The organism is Vibrio sp. 10N.222.52.B7 (assembly GCF_041474275.1).
Lineage (GTDB): Bacteria > Pseudomonadota > Gammaproteobacteria > Enterobacterales > Vibrionaceae > Vibrio > Vibrio crassostreae_C.
In genome coordinates, this window is the sequence record NZ_JBFRTU010000154.1 from 2,917 (window position 1) to 4,629 (window position 1,713).

Genomic DNA, 1,713 nt, shown 5'->3' on the forward strand with positions numbered 1-1,713 from the left:
CTTTTTAATTGTTGAGAATTTTGTTCCTATACGAACTCTAAAATCAGGACAGTGACGCTGCTCAACATTAATGAAATACCATTGTAGTTGTATCAAAAATGCGAGTCATATCTATTTTTACAAAGTGATAATTACCTCAAGTTGTTGAATTTATTGGTATTGATTTTGTTTTGGTGAGGATTTTTCTATTTATCGATCTGGATCACTAAGTACCTATTAAATTTGCACCAACTCATATTTTTTTAGATGAAAATTAAGTTCTCATTGATCTTTTTGAGGGCGAAGTTAGTCTTAATGCCATGGATGCACATGATGTGTATAACCAGAAAGGAAATAGAGAATTCAGAGTTTAGGGTTCTCAAACAAGAAAAGGTATTTCTCTCTACGGCGGCCAACTTTAGGCGGGGAATATTCAAACAGCTATATCCATTTTTAGGAGTTTTATTCCATGGAAAACAAAATTTTCAAACGTACTCTACTAGGTGCATCCGTTGCACTTTTATCGACAGGCGTAATGGCGAAAGAAGTTGGTATCAACTCTGATTTCAACGTTGACGTATACGGTGTTGCAGCTATCTCTCTAGTTAACTACAACACGACTGATAACAATGACTCTAGCTCAGGTTACGCTGTAGAGAATGAATCTCGTATCGGCTTCCGTGCTCATAAAGAGATGTTTGATGACGTATTAATCACAATGCAGATTGAATCTGGTTACGTTGATAGCACTGACTGGTCTCATGGTGGTGTTTCAGGCGGTGTGCTTGGTTTCCGTGATACGTTCGTTGGCGCTTCTGGCTCTTGGGGTAACCTACGTGTGGGTCGTGTTCTTACGCCACTATACGAAATCGTCGATTGGCCATTCTCTAACCCTGGTCTAGGTTCTGTATTCGATTGGGGCGGCATCAACGGTCACTACGATCGTCAATCTAACCAAGTACGTTACGATTCAGCTAAATTTGGTGGTTTCTCTTTTGCAGCTTCTGTTGGTCGTGATGATAACGACAACGGTGGCGGTGCAGCAACTCGTGACGCAAACTTTGTTGGCGCAAGTGCTAAGTACAGCTTCGAGAAAGTAACATTAATGGGTGCGGTTGAATCTGGTACACGTGTAACTCCAGCTGTTGATGCTGGTTTTGAGTTTAACCCAGAGACGGGTATTGCAGACCCTGTAGATGCTGCTGCGGAAATTAAAGACGATACATTTGCATACATCGTTGGTTTCGAAGCAAGCTTACCAGCAGGTTTCGGTATTGCAGCTGCGTTTAAAGGCGAAGAGCTAGATAACGGCATCCGTAAGCAAACACAAGATTCTTACTCAATTATTGGTCAATACTGGAACGGTCCAATCGGCTTTAAACTGGGTTACGCAGCGAACTTAGAATCTGAACTTAACGGTAAGAAAGAAGCTAACTCAGATAGCAACACTATCTCTGGTCAGCTAATGGCTGTTCATAACGGTTTCGTACCTTACCTACGTGTAGCGGGTCGTACAGTTGGTGACGCTGATACAGATATCGTAACTCGCGTTGGTCTTGAGTACGGTTTCTAAGCTAGAATCTTTAGCTTAAACAGTTAGATAAAAATTAAAACGCTGGTAAATTTTGTTTGCCAGCGTTTTTCCATAGTGAACATAAGGAATTAGTCATAATGAATAAAGTTAGTGTAGTTGTATTATCATTATTTTTGGGAGCTTGTAGTTCACTCGATTCA

General features: G+C 40.6%; 1 protein-coding gene. It reads left to right on the top strand.

The window, feature by feature from the left end:
* Window positions 1-448: 448 nt before the first annotated feature.
* Window positions 449-1,552: a porin gene (locus AB4512_RS21935; RefSeq protein ID WP_372175659.1), complete on the top strand. Its 1,104-nt coding sequence runs from the start codon at window positions 449-451 to the stop codon at window positions 1,550-1,552.
* Window positions 1,553-1,713: the final 161 nt, after the last annotated feature.